The following is a 16,684-nucleotide window of genomic DNA, read 5'->3' on the forward strand; positions in this document are numbered from 1 at the left end:
TGAGCGGTAGCGGCGACGCCGTGTTCCTCTCGAATGTCATTCAAACGACTGAGCGAATATTCCTTACAGAATCGTTTCGTGCGCATACGCATTTTTTATGTATTTCTCGTTAAATCGATCCGGCCGGCCAATACTTTTTTGCTCGGATTCTGTGCAAATTCCGACATCGCTTTGCGGTCCACCAAAACCCACTGCGATGCCCGCGTATTGCCGGGCATCGCAGCGGTTTCACAACACGCTCATGAGAGCATGATTACCAGCGATAGCCGACGCCCGCGCCTGCACCTACTGCGCCGTGGCCCGAAACGCCGGTACTCACCGAACCTTTGACCATCCACTTTTGCGTCGCGACCGACACGCCGAGTGCCATCGCCGACTGGCCGCTGTAATTGCCGGCTGCGAGCGAGACGACTTTCTCGCCAGGCAATACGGCTTGCGGCAAGTTCGCCATCGCGATTGCCGATGCCGAGCCCGCGTTTGCGTCGCGACGATACCTCTGCATGTCATCGCGAACGCTGTTGATGGCGCCATTCAATTGACGCACATTCACAGCGTCGGTCGGAGCCGTACCGTCTGCAACGTTGGTGATCTGACGCTCAGCACCCGGCGCACCGACCGAAACCGTGTTGTCCCGGGTTGCAACTGAATTTGCACCCAAGGCAACCGAATTGTTTGCGGTAGCCTGGCTGTTGGTGCCGATTGCAGTGGAGTCGGTGCCCGTGACTTTCGAGTTCGTGCCGATGGCGGTGGCGCGCGCAGCCGTGACAGTCGAGTTAGTGCCGATTGCCGTGCCGTCCTGACCCGAGACAGTCGAACCGTTGCCCACCGCCGTTCCGTTCTCTGCCGATACCAGCGAGTTCCTGCCTACTGCGGTGGCGGTATTGTCGATAGCGGTACCATTCGAGCCGGTGGTCGAGATGGTGTTGACCGTGGTCGTGAGCGACGTCAGGTTAGTCGAGAGCGCGGAAACCTGCGAGGCGATCGAGAAAAGCTGCGAGCCGTTGACGGCGTCGGTGCTGGTTGCGCTGATCTGACCGGCGGCGACGTTTTGCAACTGATGTTCCTGACCGACCGCGCCGATACTCACGACACCCGTCGGCGTCGCGCCCGCGAAGCCACCGAACGTGACTCCGTTCAGCGTGACGCTGCTCACGTTCGTAGCCGCGCGCGTGACAGCACCGGAACCGAGCGCCGTCGATTCGTTGGTCGAAGCGACGGCTGCGTTACCGATGGCGATGGAATTGTTGCCCGTCGCTTGCGTGAGCGTACCCAGCGCAACCGCGTTGGCCGATGCGGCGTTCGCGGCAAAACCAATCGCAACAGAAGTGTTTGATGATGCGGTGGAAGACTGACCAATCGCAATGGCCGATCCTCCGCTCGCCACGCTCGAGTTGCCGATCGCCGTACTGCTGCCGCCGCTTGCCGTCGCTAAGGGACCAAGTGCCGTGGCGCTGTTGGTCGCGTTCGACCCCGTGCCTACCGCTACGGCATTCACATCGACTGCCGAGGCATTCTCACCAATAGCGATTGCGTTCTGGGCAGTCGCCTGTGCGCGGGCAATTGCAACGCTGCCGATACCCGACGCGACGGAATCTACACCGACTGCCGTAGCGTCAGATGCGTTCGCGCTCGCCTGGAAACCCACTGCCGTGCCGCCAGCGGCTGAGCTATTGGTACCGACCGCCGTCGAGAATTCAGAAGTCGTGTGTGCAAGAGCACCGATTGCAGTCGCGTCACCGGTCGTCGTGGTTGCCCCACCGCCGAACGCTACTGCTCTCGTGCCATTTGCAACCGAATTTGCGCCCACCGCGGTGGCATTCGTACCGTTCGCCGTGACCGTATCGCCCAAGGCCGTTGCCGCACCGCCTTGCGCCGACACATTGATGCCGACAGCCGTATTCTGGCTCGTACCGTCCGCACCGGCGACCGCGGGGAATACGCCGCCCGTGCTCGCGACAGGCGCCGTGGCCCCACCGACGGTTGCAGTCTGACCAGCGTTTTCACCGCCGACAGCGAGGTTATCTGCATACGCCTGCGTCGCCGGCAGCAGCATTAGCGCCGTGAGTACTGCGAGTGACAGCTTCGACTTCAGCGGAGTACCCGCCACTTCATATCGGCTCTTGTTCATTGCGTTTCCCGTTCTGACTTCTCTAGTAGACGAAAGGGTTTCTCTTGCTCTCCGCGCCGCATATCGCAGGAATCAAAGCCGTTTCTCACCGACAGTTGCGCGAGTAAGCACTAGAAACACCGTGTAAGGACTCGCGGAATTATGGGTAGCGCTATCGGCGCATCTGTTTGCCCGAGCGGCGAATTGCTTTGCTGGAGAGAAAATTCTTTCTTTATCCGCCAGGCATCTTGTCGACTGTCGCCAGGTCGTGCGATTTGTTGCCGAAGCGAATGGGCGTCGCCGGCAACGAAGCCTCCAACGCAACTTAATTTGAACTGAAACATGTATCTGATATTCTTCGCCGCTCGCTCGGCCTATTGATGGAGAGCCATCAACGCCGACCGGCGTATCCCGTCGCCGATAAACCTCCGAGAACGTCACCCGCAAGGTGTGTCCGCTTACACGATGCCGCTTCTCAACACCGCCCTGGCAGGCGCTCATCTTCTCGTTGTCGACGATCAGCCCGACCAGTTGCGATTGTTAATTGATCTTCTGCGCAATGCCGGATGCCGGATCAGCGTTGGATTTGACGGATCGCAGGCCTATCAGCGGGCACTCGCCATTTCGCCCGATCTGATCCTGATGGATGTGCGGATGCCGCGCATGGACGGATTCGCTGCTTGCCGGCTTCTCGCCGCGGACCCCCGCACGTGTGGGATCCCCGTCATCTTTCTTACTGCGGCGAGCGATCTCAACGAACGTATCAATGGCCTGGAGATCGGTGGCGTCGACTATGTACTCAAGCCATTCGATGCGGCGGAAGTGCTTGCACGCATTCGCGTGCACCTCATCCGTGCAAAAAGTACTCAGCGTGATGAACAGGATGTGTCCGCAGCAGACACTACGGGCAATGGCGTACTCGTTCGCGCCGCCATTCAGCACTTGTCCCAAAGATTGAACGACCCGCCAACCGTCGAGCAGCTCGCGCGCCTCGTGGGAACAAATGAAAAGCGACTGTCGCGCGCGTTTCGGGAGAACCTTGGGCAAACGGTATTCGAGTACCTTCGCGAAGAACGCTTGCGGATTGCGCAAACGCTATTGAGCAGTACGCCGTTGAGTATCGCGAGCATCGCCGAGGAAATTGGTTTTTCCAGTGCAGCCAATTTCGCCACGGCATTTCGCGAGCGATTCCATGTGACTCCATCGACGTATCGCGACGAGCGCCGCAGCAACGCAGAGGCTAGCCAGAACGAGCCTGCCGTCGATGCGGATTAATTTCATCATGCCGGGAGCCGTCTGGCAGCGCGTCGTGTTCCTGTGCTTTATCTGCTGGAGCACTCATTTATTCGCTTCAACGTCCAACACTACCAGCGCTAACGAGTCGCCACTGCCAGCTCTTGGCCAGATACAGGTCTTTGAAGATGTCTCGGGCACGATGACGCTCGCCGATATCAATGCCCTTTATGCAGAAAGTCCACTCAGCTTCGCCACTGCGCAGCAGAAGAGATTAAAGCCGGGTTTCACGCACTCGGCCTGGTGGCTGCGCGTCGAGTTGGGCAATCATGCCGCAACAAACCTCGCACTAGTTCTCGCGCTTCTTGACGCGCGTCTAGAGCATGTCGACTTCTATACCAGCCGTACCGATGTGGCGTCCCCGCCTGTTTCATCACGCTATCCGCTGATGGAGTTCTCGCTCGCGCCCGGCGAACGCTTGCCGGTTTTCATCCGCGTAGCAAGCGATACCGCGCTTACGCTCGAACCGGCGCTGTATTCGTCGGCGGCATTCGATGCATTGGAAAAGCGCGCCGCGCTCTGGAATGGCGGATTGATCGGCGGAACTCTCGCACTCGCATGGTGTGCGCTGCTTATCGCCTATTTCTCCCGCAGCGGCCCGTTTCTCGTGTTGGCGGCTCTCTGCTTGATGACAGCGCTATTCGAAGCTGCGGAGCGCGGGTACACGAGAGTCTATCTATGGCCGCAGGCGACCGAGTGGAGTTCGAGAAGCGTCACGGTATTCGGATGCACTGCGGTGCTGCTGTTCATCGCATTCATCTTGCGCATTGCACGCGACGAGAAAGCGCGTCTGCCCTGGCGCTACGTGCTGTATGTATTCGCGTCGCTCGAATGCATTGGGGCGGCGGGCGCCGCCTTCGGCAATCTGTTCGTCTTCGCGCAAGTCGGCCTGTACGTCAACGCAGTATTCGGTTTCGTCACAGTGGGGATGGCTGCAAGTCTCGCCCGTCAATCGACGCCCACCGCGCGGATCATGTTGCTCACCGTGATCTTCTCGCTGCTCAACTCTGCGTTGCGCGTGCTCGAAACGCTCGGATCGTTGCCGCCGGCTCTTGCATGGTTAAAGTCGGATATTCATCCGAACCCGGCGGTCGCGATCATTGGATTAGCGACGCATCTAATCGTGCTTGCCGCATGGGTCAATCACGTCGGCAAGCAACGAAGGGCGGCGAGAACCGAACTCGCGGACTGGCAAAGAACCGAACACGACCGCCTGCGCGAGCAAGTCGCGCGACGCACACTGGAATTGAACGAAGCACTGCGTTACGCGGAAGAGAAGAACCGGCAAAAGATCGAAACGCTCGGCTATGTCAGCCACGATCTCCGCGCGCCATTGGCGACCATTTCCAGTTACGCCAGCCTCCTTCTGAATAGAGCCGATTCGAAGCAAGCCACGCTGATACAGGCTATCGAGCGCAGTGTGAACTATCAACTGGCCTTGATCGACGAGCTAATTGGATACGCGAAAGCAGAGTTGCAACCACTGGATATCGCACCGACCGCGACCGATCTGCCCGCACTTCTCGACGACATCGCCGAATACGCGGTCGCACTCTGTGCGCAACTGAATAACCAGTTCCACTATCAGGCGTTGACATCGCTACCGCGTCAATTGACGATAGACGGTCGCCGATTACAGCAGGTACTGCTGAATCTATTGTCCAATGCGTCGAAGTTCACACACGACGGCACCGTCATGATGACAGTGCGGGCGCGCCGCCATGAACAGCATTGGCACATGGGCTTTGAAGTCGCGGATACGGGCATTGGCATCGCCATCGAAGAACAGTCGAAACTGTTTACCGCCTTTAGACAGATACAGTCGGTGAACGGCAGTACCGGACTCGGCCTTTTCATCGCCCAGCGCATTGTCAACACAATGGGCGGCGAACTGCGCGTTTCGAGCGCGCTGCAGCAAGGCACTTCGTTTTCATTCGAGCTCATTGTTCCTTTTGCAAAAGATCTCGATGCTTCGCAGTTGAGCGTCGTACCGTACACCTCCATCGGATCAGCGCCTGCTCGTCCGCAGCCTAAGCGGTGGCTTGCCTCGGCTATTCCCCCGCGCAGCGACCGCCGGGATCTGGCAGTACTTGCAAAAGACGGGCGCCTCACCGATATCGAGCAATGGATTGAAACCATGCTCGCGATTCATCCCTCGTGTACCGCGTTTCTGACCGAAGTTCGCCGTTGCGTCGAGGCATTGGACTTTCCGGGCGCCGAAGCGCTTGCACTGTCGCCACACGAAACAGAGAACATCTCGTGAAAGTGCGCAAATGGCCAGGCCCCGCAGGCCGCCAACAATAAACAGGAGCAGTACCGAATGATGTGGGCTATGCGCACCGGACGACGCACGATCATGGTCGCGGTGAAGGGTATCGTTCTCGCAGCGACTGTCGGCCACGCGCACGCACAGCCGACACAACCCGTAGACGACGCGAGCGTGACGGACGCCATGCCTCTCAGCGCGTTGCCGGCGATCACCGTGAAGGATGTACGAGAGGGATCGTCGGTCGGACTCGTCGGCAAGCGCACAACGACGGGCACAAAAACCGATACGCCGATCAACGAGGTTCCTCAAACCGTCAACATCGTCACCGCACAGCAGATGGAGATGACCGGCGCGACCGACATCAATCAGGCGCTGCGCTACGTACCTGGTTTTTCATCGTTCGGATCGGACGGCCGCACCGACTGGTATGCGGCATTGCGCGGCTTTACGCCGACGCTATTCGTCGATGGGTTGCAAACGCCAAATACCGCAACACTCGCGAACTGGCGTGTCGATCCTTATATGATCGAGAGCCTCACCGTGCTACGCGGGCCGACGTCGGTGCTATATGGCGCCGGCGACCCCGGCGCTATCGTCGATGCACAGACGCGGCAGGCTGACGGCGAGCGCATCCGCGAAATCGGCGTGCAGATCGGCAACTATGCACGCAAGCAGACGATGATCGACGTCGGCGATACGCTCGACGCCGACGGCAAGTACGCGTATCGCTTTCTCGGCGTTGCACGCGACGGCAATGCGCTGACCGGCCCGAACGCGGACCAGCGCGTCGCGCTTGCACCATCGTTTCGCTGGCGGCCAGACTCGAAGACATCGCTCACAGTCACTGCAACCTACCTGCAAGATCGCGGCGATATTTCATATAACTTCCTGCCCGCGCAAGGCACGGTACTGCCGAACCCGAACGGCCCGTTGTCTCAGGACATTTATATGGGCGATCCGGCATTCAACCACTATCAGAAGAAGCAGGAATCGCTCGGCTATCAGTTCTCGCACGAGCTCGATCCGATCTGGACGTTGCGCCAGAACGTGCGCTGGATGCACTTGTCGGGTGACGATGGATCTGTTTTTGGCAACGGTCTCGCGCCTCACAGCACGACCACCATGACGCGTTATGCAGGCTTGTTCCAGATGAACTACAGCCGGCTGGACGTCGACAACAATGCGCAAGCGCGCTTCGCGACAGGACCGCTCGAGCACACGCTGCTACTCGGCTTCCAGTACAACAGGCAGACGACGACCGAAAGCGTGTGGCTCGCACTCGCACCCTATCTCAATCTCTACAAGCCGGTCTACACGCCGGTCACGACCGCGATCTTTTCGGGTCCGACGTCGCTCGGCCATACCGATGCGCACACAACGGTGAGTACATTGGCCACCTATGCGCAGGATCAGATCAAGGCCCGCCGATGGACACTGACGCTCGGCGGCCGCGAAGACTGGGTCGATATGCGCCAGGACGACCGCGCGAACAACTCGCAGATCAAACAGAATGTCAGCGCCTTTTCGGGTCGCGTCGGGCTCACCTACGAGGGCGACTATGGACTGTCGCCCTACGCAAGTTATTCGACATCGTTTAATCCGGTCATTGGCGTGAGGATGAACGGCGGTGGCTTGCCCAAGCCGACGCGCGGCCGGCAGATCGAGGCGGGTCTGCGCTGGCGACCCGCAGGCAAAAACGTGACGTTAAGCGCAGCCGTCTATCAGATCAATCAAAGCAATGTCGTCACGCCGGCGCCGATCAATCTCGATCCGACCGGCACTTCGTTCGTGCAGACCGGCGAGGTCCGTTCGCGTGGCATCGAGTTGAACGCCGTCGGACAGATAACGCGGGAACTGTCGGTGATTGCGTCGTATGTCTATCAGGACGTGAAGAACATCAAAGCCAACGATGCGTCGTTAAACAAGTGGCCCGTGGACGTTCCACGTCCACGGCAAATGGCGTCGCTATGGACGGACTGGACATGGCATACAGGCGCGCTCGCGGGTTTCGGCATCGGCGCCGGAGTCCGTTATCAAAGCGCGCTGGCGGGCGCACCGGACAACTCGCTGACGATTGCAAGCTACACGCTTTACGACGCCGCATTGCACTACGACACTCGCGACTGGCGGCTCGCATTGAATGTGGCGAACGTATTCGACCGCCGCTATGTGAGCGGTTGCCAGTCGTATGCAGTGTGCGTGTTCGGCAACGAGCGGACCGTGCTGGCCAGTGCGAAATACAACTGGTGATGGCGATGTGAGCCATTGCAGGCTCCGAACGCTATGCCCGCAAACGTCCTCACACCGTGACAACAATCTTCCCGAACTGCTGGTTCGACTCGAGATAACGATGAGCGTCGACGATCTGCTCGAGCGGGAAGACCTTGTCGATCACCGGCTTCAGCACGCCCGACGAAAGGCCATCGAGAACGAAGCGCTTTGCCCTTTCCAGACGCGCCGGATCGCTCACAATCAGCTTGTACTGGTAGCCATACACGGTCAGCATCTTGCCGAGGATCGCGAACAGCGGGAACGGCGTCGGTTCTGGACTCAGCGCGCCATAAGCGAACACGATGCCACGCTCGCACAGCGCATCGGCCACTTTCTCGAACTCCGGCCCGAGCACCGGATCGAACGCGACGCGCGCGCCCGCGCCGCCGGTGATCTCGTTGACGCGCGCGACCAGATCTTCCTGCTGCGTGACGATCACGTGGTCGGCGCCCGCTTCCAGCAGCGCGTTTTTCTTCGCGTCGGTGCGGGTCGTCGCAATCGCAATGGCGCCCACGCTCTTTGCCACCTGAATCGCCGCAAGCCCCACGCTGCTCGACGACGCCGTGATGATGACCGCCTCGCCTGCGCGCAATTGCGCGATGTCGACCAGTGCGCCCCACGCCGTTACATACTGCATCCACACCGCGGCGGCCTCGGTGAATCCTAGCGACGGTGGATTCTTCACCGCATGCGCCGCCGGAAAATTGCCGGTATCGCCATACGCGCCCCATCGCGTGATCGACATGGGCGGAATGATGGCGACCGCGTCGCCGACGGCGACATTGGTCACGGACGAACCGACGGCGCTGACGACGCCGGACGCCTCATAACCGAGCCGCGCGGGAAACACCGGCGACTCCACATAGAACCCGGAGCGGAACATGGACTCCGCTCTGTTCACGCCCAGCGCACGAATCTGCAACTGGATCTCGTCCGCGGCGGGCGGCGGTACTTCGACGTTATCGATCCGCAGCACTTCGGGACCGCCATTCTGATGAAAACGTACGACACGCGGCATGTTCGCTCTCCAACGAGTAAGTGACGAACTCACTATAATTTGAGCCGGCCGCACGATAAATGGCGCGTTCGCTCTGACTATCGAACCTAACTGTTTCTAATCATGGATCGTCTCACCAGCATGGCGGTCTTCGTCAAAGCGGCGGAAACGGGCTCGTTCGCCGCGGCCGGCGCGGCGCTCGGCATGACATCGCAGGCCGTCGGCAAGCATGTGCGGCTGCTCGAGGAGCGCTATCGCATGCAGCTCATCAATCGTACGACGCGCCGCCAAAGCCTCACCGAAGCCGGGCGCGCGTTTTACGAGCGCAGCAAGTCCGTGCTCGCCGAGATGGAAGCGGCGGAGGCGCTGGCCGCGAACCTGCAGGCCGCGCCGCGCGGCAAGCTGCGCATCAATGCACCGGTGAGCTTCGGCGCGCACAGCCTCGTGCCGACGCTCGCGCAATACATGCGGCAACATCCCGAAGTCAGTGTTGACCTGACGCTGAGCGACCGGCTGATCGACGTAATCGACGAAGGCTATGACGCCGTCGTGCGCATCGCGCCGATCGCCGATTCGAGGCTGATTGCGCGGCCGATCGGTCCTTATCGACTGACGATCTGCGCGTCGCCCGCGTATCTGGCTGAGCGCGGCACGCCTCTACGCCCTGAAGATCTGACGCAGCATGAGTGCCCCGGATTCTCTTACTGGGGCCGCGGGCCGTTACGTGAATGGCATTTGGTCGGGCCCGACGGCCGGCATGTGGTGCCGGTCAGCAGCCGCTTCTCGATCAACAACGGCCAGGCGCTGCGCAATGCCGCAGTCGAAGGCGCGGGCATCATCCTGCAACCGTGCGACATGCTGCGCGACGATCTCGCTGCGGGGCGCCTCGTGCGCGTGCTGCCGGACTACGAACCGCCGCCGCTGCCGATCCATCTACTGTTTGCGCCCGACCGCCGGCCCACGCCGAAGCTGCGCAGCTTCATCGACTTCGTCGTGGCGCGCTTCGGCGAGGGATAGATCGGTCGACGCAAGTAGCGGCCACTCTATTTCTTTCCGTCGATGACCGCCACCACTTCCTCGCGCGTGTACTCCTTGTTCGCGAGCGCGCCAGGCGGCGTCTTCGCCAGCACCGCGTCGAGTTCGTCGGGCTTCACTTCGAGCACCGGCATGCGAATGTCATGCGGCACTTTCTTGCCCGCGAGAATCTGCTGCGTCACCCAGAATGCGAACGACGACGCGCCGGGCGGAATGGTCACCGACATCGTTTCGTAGCCGCTCTTTTTCTGATCGGCCCACCACGCAAGTTCTTCCTGGCGGTTGCCAAGAATGATGATCGGCGTCGGCCGTCCGGCCGCCTTGATCGCCTGCGCCGCGCCGAAACCGTCGCCGCCTTGTGTGAGCACGCCGTCGATCTTGGGCAAGGTCGGCAACACACCCGCAACCTGCTTTTGCGCGACCGTCTGCGTCCAGTCGCCATGCACCGAACCGACCACCTTCAGGCCCGGATACTTCTTCAGTTCGTCGACCATGCCCTGATGAATCTCGTCGTCGACGGAGACACCCGCGAGCCCGCGAATCTCGAGCAGGTTGCCCTTGCCGTTCAGACGCTTCGCCAGATAGTCGACCTGCATGCGGCCCATGCCCTGAAAATCGACGGCGATGCGATAGGCGCACGGCTCGGTCGCGATGCCGTCGAACGAGACGACCGTCACGCCCGCGCCGCACGCCTGCTTGATGACGCCGTTGAGCGCCGTGGGCGACACGGAGTCGACCGCGATCGCCTTGAAGCCCTGGAGTATCAGGTTCTGGATCTGCTGGACCTGCTCGGTCGCCTGGCTTTCCGCCGTGGTGAAGCTCGGCGCGGCCGCGACGATCTTCTGCTTGACTGCCGGGTCCGCGATGTTGGACCAGCTCTTGAGCATCTGCTGACGCCAGCTATTGCCAGCATAGTTATTCGACAGCGCAATTTTCATCGAAGAGGTATCGCCCGTCGCGACCTGCGCCGATGCGCCCGCGGATGCAGCCACGCATATCGCGGCCATGCACAGCGAGAGAGCCAGTTTTTTTATCTGCACGTCGTGTCTCCTATCGAGTATTCGATGTATTTGAAATATTCGGGCGCTTCAGCGGCCCGCGCCGCGCACACCCACATGAAGCGAATAGATGGAAGCCGTCGCCGCGATGAACAGGCAGTTGCGGTTCAATCCGCCGAAGGTCAGATTGGCTACGACTTCGGGTATCAGGATCTTGCCGAGCAGCGCGCCATTGGGCGCGTAGCAATGCACGCCGTCTTCGGCGCTGGTCCAGACGTTGCCGTGCTCGTCGATGCGCATGCCGTCCGGCACGCCGCTTTGCATCTCCGCAAAAACACGCCCGTTGCGCAGACCGCCTTCGCTCGTCACGTCGAATACGCGGATATGGCGCGGCGCGTTGTCGTCGTGCGAAGCAGCGGAATCGGCGATATAAAGTTTGCTCTCGTCCGGCGAGAACGCGAGGCCGTTCGGCTTCGCGAACTCGTCGCAGACCAGTTCCACCTGCGCGCTGCCGGCGCCGATGCGATAGACGTTACAACGACCAATTTCGCTGTCGGCGCGATAACCTTCGTAGTCGCTCAGAATGCCGTAGTCGGGATCGGTGAACCAGATGTCACCTTTGGAATCCACGACTACATCGTTCGGAGAATTGAGGCGCTTGCCTTCGAAGTGCGACGCCAGCACGGTCACGCTGCCGTCGTGTTCGGTGCGCGTCACGCGTCGCGTGCCGTGCTCGCAGGTCACGAGCCGTCCCTCGCGGTCGCGCGTGTTGCCATTGCTGTAATTGGACGGCGCGCGATAAACGCCTACGCCCATCCCCGGCGCCCAACGCATCATCCGGTTGTTCGGTATGTCGCTCCAGATAAGCAGGTCTGTCGCCGGAAAATAGACCGGACCTTCGGCCCACAGGCATTCGTTCGTGAGACGCGTCAGAAAGGCGTTGGGCTGAAGCAGCAGCCTGAAACGCGGGTCGTGTACTTCGAAGTCGGTGCTTTTCATGTCTCCTTGCCCTTCTCTATTTGCTATTACTGCGGGCTTCAATTGCAACGCTTATTGCAAAGCCTATCGCAGCACTTTTCCGCCCGCCGCCACGGTCACTGAAATGATCAACACGCCATACACGATGGAGCGCACGCCCGCATCCGCGCCCACCGCATTGAGCGCCGCGTTCGTGAGAAAGAGGAACATGGACGCGCCCCATACGCCGACGATCGTCGCCTTGCCGCCCGTCACCAGCGTGCCGCCGATCACGACCACGGCAATCGAAATCAGCATGTACTCCACGCCCATGTCGAGCGACGCGCCGCCGGATATGGCCGCGAGCAGCAACGCGGTGAGCGACGCGATCATCGACGACAGCACATAAGCGAAGCACCGTGTGCGATGCACGTTGACGCCCGCGAGCCATGCGGCCCGCGCGTTCTGGCCGATAGCGGAAAGCCTGCGGCCATACACGGCGCGATGCAGCAGCACCGCGAGCGCGATCGACAACGCGAGCGCGAGCAGCGCGATATACGGAATCTGCAAAACGCGGCCCGTCGCGAAAGCGCCAAGCGCGGGCGGTGGCGGCGGCAACTGGCGGCCTTGCGTGATCGCAATCGACTGAATGATGAAGCTCGACGACAGCGTCGCGATGATCGGCGGGATGCGCAAAAGGCGAATCAGCATGTAGTTGGCGACGCCGACAACGACGCCCACGCCCAGCACCGCGGCCACGCCCAACGCGATGTATCCGTTCGAGCTGCGCATCACATGCATGCCGATCACGCCGGCAAGCGCGATGGTCGACGGCACCGACAGGTCGATGTTGCCGACGCCCGATGTGATGACGAGCATCTGCCCGAGACCGACGAGCACCATGAAGACGCCATAGGTCAGCGCCGTCTGCGCGACATTGCTTGCGATGCCGAAGCCGAACACGCCGACAATGCCGAACCACACCAGCACCGTGCCGACGAACGACCAGGCCCACGGCGCCTGAATACTTTTGAGCCGCGCCCAGACGCTGTCCTGAGAAGCGATCGGCTCGCTGGAAATTTGCGTTTTCACCGGCGTTCTCCGCGTTGCAGCAGCACGCGCAACGACAACACGACGATCAGAATCGCTCCCTGCATGCCGACCTGCCAATCCGCCGAGATGTTGAGGAAAGCGAGGAACGACGCGGCAAGCGTCAGCGTGATCGCACCGAGCACCGCGCCGACTACCGACACGCGGCCGCCGATAAATTCACCGCCGCCGAGTATCACCGCCGCAATCGACAGCAACGTATAGCGCAGCGCGAGATTGGCGTCGGCGGAAGTCGTCAGGCCGAGCAGCGACAACCCCGATAGCACGCCGAACACGCCCGCGACGCCGTAGAGCGTCGCCTTGCTGCGCACGAGCGACCAGCCGAAGCGGCGCATCGCGCGCGGATTGCCGCCCGCGCCGCGAACCCGCACGCCCGCCGACGAGCGCATCAGCAGCAGGTGTCCGACGATCGCGATCAGCACCGACCACACGATCGGCGCGGCGATGAGCGGCGTCTGGTAGCCCATTGCCGTGCCGAGCCACTCGGGACTCGTGCCGCCAGGCGACGGCAGCAGCACGATGGCAAGCCCGCTCCATACGAACGAAAGACCAAGCGTTACGACGATGGACGGAATCTGCCGCAACTCGATCAGCGCGCCGACGGCCGCATACGCGAGCACGCAACCGGCTAACGCCAGCGCGCCGAGCCACGGTTGCTTCACCAGCAGCGTCGCGCCGATGCACGCGACAAGACTCACGAACGGCCCAATCGACAGATCCAGATCGTTGACGGTGATGATCGCGAGTTGCGCGAGCGTCGCGAGCACGATCGGCACGGCGAGATTCAGCAGCAGGCTGGAGCCGAAGTAGCTCATCACGGTCGGCTGCATGATGGCGATCGGCACCAGCACCGCGACCAACGAAATGGCGGGAAGCATCGCGCGCAAACGCGCCTGCGTATTAGCGAATGTCATGCTGCCTGATCCTCGAAGCTCGCCGCGAGCAGCGCCTCTTCCGTGCATTCGTCGGCGTGAAGCACGCGCGTAACGGCGGCGGAGCGGAACACGTAAGTGCGATCGCAGTGCGAGAGTTCTTCGTTTTCCGTGGTGTACCAGATGAAGGTGCGGCCCTTCGCGGCTTCTTCGTGTACGAGTTGATAGATGTCGCGCTTGGTGCCGACATCGACGCCGCGCGTGGGATCGTCCATCAGAATGAGTTCGGCGTCGCAGGCAAGCGCGCGCGCGAACAGAACCTTCTGCTGATTGCCGCCCGAGAGCGAAAGAATGCCTGCGTTCATCGACGCGCCGCGTATGCCGATCTTCGCGCGCCATGCTTCGACGAGTTCGCGCGCCGCGGCGAAATCGACGAGACCGCGCTTGCGTTTTGCGCCGCCGAGCAGCCAGCGCAGATCGAGATTCTGCGCGATCGACCAGACGGGAAATACGCCGTCACGTCCGCGATCGCCCGCAACGAATGCGACCTTCGTGCGGGCCGCGCCGTGACGTGTCGCGGCATCGTAGATGGATAGCAGCGCTTCGGTCTGACCTTGTCCCGCGAGTCCCGCGAAGCCGACGATCTCGCCGCGCGACGCTTCGATTGCCGTGTGCTTCTTCACGCCGACATTCCAGCGAAAACGCGCTTCATCGCTGCGCGCATTACGCGCGCGCGCCGCGGCCGGCGACTTGTCGGCTTCGAGATGCTGGCCCATCGCCTGAATGATCGACGCGCGGCTCGACTGCGCGCGCGGCAGCACGCCGACGATGCCGCCGTCGCGCATCACCATCACGCGGTCCGCCACGCGCTCTATTTCGCCGAGCATGTGCGTGATGAGCAGACACGTAATGCCGCGCTCGGCAGCCGCGCGCCGCACGAAGGCGAGCAACTGCTCGGCGGTATGAGCGTCGAGCGAGGAAGTCGGCTCGTCGAGAATCACGAGACGCACGGGCGTATCGGTGACTGTAAAGGCGCGCGCGATCTCCACCATTTGCTGCTGCGTGAGCGTGAGATCGGAGACGAGTTCGCCGCCCTTCAGGCCGTGGTCAGGAAAGATTTCGTCGAGCTTCTCGCGCATCAGCGCGGTGGCCTTGCGTCGCCAGCCGCGTCCATGCAAATGCGGATGCACGACGGTCATGTTCTCGGCCACGGTCAGATTCGCGCACAACGAGAGTTCCTGAAACACGCAGCGCACGCCCGCATTTCTGGCAGCATTCGCGTCGTAATGCGGCGCATCTTGCCCGTCCACTTCGATGCGCCCTTGCGTCGGCGCGTACACGCCCGCGAGCACCGACATCAGCGTCGATTTGCCCGCGCCGTTGTGGCCGGCAATGCCGACACATTCGCCGGCCAGAAACGCGAAGTCGATGTCCGTGAGTGCGCGGACCCGCCCGAACGTCTTGCCGATGCCTTCGAAGCGGATCAGCGCGCGGCTGTCCTCCTGGCTGGATGTTGCGCCCATTCACCTGTCTCCGTGGGTGGCGTCTTCGTGCGCTTACTTCTTGTCGAGCAGAGCCACGGTTTGCGGCAACGTATAGGTCACATCGGCGATGCCGCCAGGCGGAATCGCGGCGAGCTTCGCGGGCAACTCCTGTTGCGAGATGGCGAGCAGCGGCACGTTGATCGTGACTTCCTTCGGGATCTTCTTGCCCGCGAGCACTTGCTGCGCGACCCAGAATGCAAAGCTCACCGCGCCCGGCGGATTGGACAGCGAGCGCGACTGATAGCCGGCCTTCGTCTGTTCGCTCCACCATTGAAGCTCGGGATACGTGCTGCCGATAATCATCGGAGGCGCGGGCCGGTTGGCCGCCTTGAACGCCTGCGCGATGCCGAAGGACATCTCGCCCTCGGTCGCGACGCCGTCCACTTGCGGCAGCGTCGGAAGAATGCCCGCGACGGCTTTCTGCGCGACGGACTGCGTCCAGTCGCCGTTGACCGATCCGACGAGCTTCATGCCCGGATGCTTCTTGAGCCCTTCGAGCACGCCTTCGTGCATGAGGTTATCGACCGAAATACCGGCGACGCCGCGCACTTCGAGAATGTTGCCCTTGCCGTTGAGCCGCGTCGCCAGATAGTCGACGCCCTGCTCGGCCCAGCCCTTGAAATCGAAGTTCACGCGATACGCGCAAGGCTCGTCGACGACGCCGTCGAACGAAACGACAACGACGCCTGCCGCGCACGCCTTCTTGATCGTGCCGTTGAGCGCAGTGGGCGACACGGCGTCAATCACGATCGCGTTATAGCCCTGCAAGATGAGATTCTGGATTTGTTGCGCCTGCTCTGTCACCTGGTTTTCGGCGGTGGTGAAGGCCGGCGCGGCGGCGACTTTCTTGTCGGCGACCGCCTGCTGCGAGACGGCGTTCCAGCTTTTGAGCATCGACTGCCGCCACGCGTTGCCCGCGAAGCTGTTCGACAGCGCGATCTTTTTCTGCGACGTATCGCCGGTTGCGACCTGCGCCTGCGCGGCGCCTCCCAACACGCACGCAACCACGGCCGCGGCGATCTTGACCTGCATTCCTTTACGGAACATCTTGTCGTCTCCTTTCATTCTGCTTGTCGGAGGCGCGACTCGACTTTGTCTACAGCACGCCTCTTGCGAACACGGCCGCTTGTGCGCGGCCGCTATACATTTCGGACAGTCTGCTTCGAACCCGTTCTGCGGTCAGGCCAATCACGGTGGCCAAGCCACCGGATCGCCGAGGCAGTATAACGAC

Annotated in this window: 12 protein-coding genes; 4 read left to right on the forward strand and 8 right to left on the reverse strand. The window is 61.5% G+C overall.

Annotated elements, in window-relative coordinates; all coding sequences use genetic code 11:
• Window positions 1-253 precede the first annotated feature (253 nt).
• Entirely contained in the window at window positions 254-2,128 is a 1,875-nt protein-coding gene (locus tag C8K18_RS06040; RefSeq protein ID WP_107706947.1) for a YadA family autotransporter adhesin, read from the reverse strand.
• 444 nt (window positions 2,129-2,572) lie between these two features.
• Here C8K18_RS06040 and C8K18_RS06045 point away from each other — a divergent pair, with 444 nt between their 5' ends.
• The 3 genes from C8K18_RS06045 to C8K18_RS06055 are packed head-to-tail and all read left to right on the forward strand — an operon-like array spanning window position 2,573 to window position 7,919.
• Window positions 2,573-3,382 carry a response regulator gene (locus tag C8K18_RS06045; protein ID WP_107706948.1) on the forward strand — a complete coding sequence of 270 codons (810 nt, stop codon included), beginning with the start codon at window positions 2,573-2,575 and terminating at the stop codon, window positions 3,380-3,382.
• Between the two features lie 7 nt (window positions 3,383-3,389).
• Window positions 3,390-5,663 carry a sensor histidine kinase gene (locus C8K18_RS06050; RefSeq protein WP_258196078.1) on the forward strand — a complete coding sequence of 758 codons (2,274 nt, stop codon included), beginning with the start codon at window positions 3,390-3,392 and terminating at the stop codon, window positions 5,661-5,663.
• A 57-nt stretch (window positions 5,664-5,720) separates the two neighbouring features.
• Complete coding sequence (locus C8K18_RS06055) at window positions 5,721-7,919, forward strand: TonB-dependent siderophore receptor (protein ID WP_107706950.1); 2,199 nt, start codon at window positions 5,721-5,723, stop codon at window positions 7,917-7,919.
• A gap of 49 nt (window positions 7,920-7,968) precedes the next feature.
• On the opposite strand, the gene C8K18_RS06060 is transcribed toward C8K18_RS06055, so the two are convergent.
• Entirely contained in the window at window positions 7,969-8,958 is a 990-nt protein-coding gene (locus C8K18_RS06060; RefSeq protein ID WP_006049692.1) for a zinc-dependent alcohol dehydrogenase family protein, read from the reverse strand.
• Window positions 8,959-9,060: 102 nt separating this feature from the next.
• Here C8K18_RS06060 and C8K18_RS06065 point away from each other — a divergent pair, with 102 nt between their 5' ends.
• A complete protein-coding gene (locus tag C8K18_RS06065) occupies window positions 9,061-9,954 on the forward strand; it encodes a LysR family transcriptional regulator (protein WP_053859929.1) in 894 nt (297 codons plus the stop codon).
• A 26-nt stretch (window positions 9,955-9,980) separates the two neighbouring features.
• On the opposite strand, the gene C8K18_RS06070 is transcribed toward C8K18_RS06065, so the two are convergent.
• The 6 genes from C8K18_RS06070 to C8K18_RS06095 form a co-directional block, all read right to left on the reverse strand.
• A complete protein-coding gene (locus C8K18_RS06070) occupies window positions 9,981-10,979 on the reverse strand; it encodes an ABC transporter substrate-binding protein (RefSeq protein WP_216649191.1) in 999 nt (332 codons plus the stop codon).
• Between the two features lie 81 nt (window positions 10,980-11,060).
• A complete protein-coding gene (locus C8K18_RS06075) occupies window positions 11,061-11,969 on the reverse strand; it encodes an SMP-30/gluconolactonase/LRE family protein (RefSeq protein ID WP_107706951.1) in 909 nt (302 codons plus the stop codon).
• A 63-nt stretch (window positions 11,970-12,032) separates the two neighbouring features.
• Window positions 12,033-13,019, reverse strand: a complete 987-nt coding sequence (locus C8K18_RS06080) for an ABC transporter permease (RefSeq protein WP_107706952.1) — start codon at window positions 13,017-13,019, stop codon at window positions 12,033-12,035.
• Window positions 13,016-13,951 carry an ABC transporter permease gene (locus tag C8K18_RS06085; RefSeq protein WP_006049697.1) on the reverse strand — a complete coding sequence of 312 codons (936 nt, stop codon included), beginning with the start codon at window positions 13,949-13,951 and terminating at the stop codon, window positions 13,016-13,018. The genes C8K18_RS06080 and C8K18_RS06085 overlap by 4 nt, the downstream gene beginning before the upstream one ends.
• Window positions 13,948-15,432 (reverse strand): sugar ABC transporter ATP-binding protein, encoded by a 1,485-nt coding sequence (locus C8K18_RS06090; RefSeq protein ID WP_107706953.1) that lies wholly within the window; start codon window positions 15,430-15,432, stop codon window positions 13,948-13,950. Before C8K18_RS06090 ends, C8K18_RS06085 begins: the two co-directional genes overlap by 4 nt.
• A gap of 33 nt (window positions 15,433-15,465) precedes the next feature.
• The gene (locus C8K18_RS06095) at window positions 15,466-16,500 is read right to left on the reverse strand and encodes a substrate-binding domain-containing protein (RefSeq protein ID WP_006049699.1); all 1,035 of its coding nucleotides are present in this window, start codon (window positions 16,498-16,500) and stop codon (window positions 15,466-15,468) included.
• Window positions 16,501-16,684: the final 184 nt, after the last annotated feature.

This window comes from Paraburkholderia sp. GV068 (assembly GCF_003058125.1).
Lineage (GTDB): Bacteria > Pseudomonadota > Gammaproteobacteria > Burkholderiales > Burkholderiaceae > Paraburkholderia > Paraburkholderia graminis.